The 997-nt window shown below is 66.2% G+C and carries 1 protein-coding gene; it reads right to left on the reverse strand.

The features are described from left to right. Positions 1-12: 12 nt before the first annotated feature. Complete coding sequence (locus IH26_RS0152495) at positions 13-855, reverse strand: transposase family protein (RefSeq protein ID WP_030443813.1); 843 nt, start codon at positions 853-855, stop codon at positions 13-15. Positions 856-997 lie beyond the last annotated feature (142 nt).

Raw genomic sequence — 997 nt, forward strand, 5'->3', positions numbered from 1 at the left:
AGTGAGCTGATCTCAACGACTTTGCGGTAGGTATTTGTATTCGAAATGGGTGAGGTGCAGTGCTGCTGCGAGGATGTCGCTGGTCCGCCGGGGGCTGGCGGTGGTGTGCCGCAGCGTTTTCCAGCGGCCGACCAGGATCGCGAAGCCGCGTTCGCCTTGCCAGCGCAGCCCGCGCAGGAGCCGGTTGACGGTGCGGTTGGCCATCGACAGGCGTTTGCCGTCGGCGGGTTGTTTGGCCGGGGTTTTGATGCCGTGCCCGGCGCCGTCGTAGCCGGAGTCGGCCAGGGTGGGCAGGTCCAGTTCGCTCGCGGCCCAGTTCAACGCGGCGGTGATGCCTTGGGTCTGGGCGCAGGTCAGGTCGTGCAGGTGGCCCGGCATCGCCGCCGAGGTCCAGACCGGTAGGCCATCGGGGCGCATGACGGCTTGGATGCTGGCGCCGAAGGCGCGGTGTTTGCCGGAGTACCAGGCGTCGATGACCTCGCCTTTGACGCTGATCGTGGTCTCGGTCAGCCGGTCGCAGTCGAAGAGTTTGCCGTCGAGAATGACGTACGCCCAGCCGTCTTCGGCGACCCGGCGCAGTGCGGTGTGCAGATCCTGTGCTTGGGCCGCGAGCACGGCGATGCCTTCGTCGAGGTAGCGGTAGGCGGTGGCCCGGGAGACGCCGAAACCAGCGCCCAGCAGCGTCACGTCCTCGTGTTTGCGGAACCAGACCAGCACCATCAACGCCTGGTAGAAGCAGGTCAACGCGCGGGTTCCGGTCCGGGTACCGCGGGCGCGGCGCTCGGCGGCCAGGAGCCGGCCGAGGTACTGCACGAGTTCCCTGGGGACATCGATCATGGCACGATAGGGCAGCACGTGGGGTCCTCACCGTGTGGGTGATCTTGTGGTGAGAACTACCTACCGAGGGCCCCACGTCCGATTCCAGCATCGCCGGACTCGACCCCTATGTCCGTGTCGCACCAATCAATGCTTATGCGTCGCTGAGATCAGCTCAGTG

The sequence above is a fragment of the Actinoplanes subtropicus genome (genome assembly GCF_000721705.1).
Lineage (GTDB): Bacteria > Actinomycetota > Actinomycetes > Mycobacteriales > Micromonosporaceae > Actinoplanes > Actinoplanes subtropicus.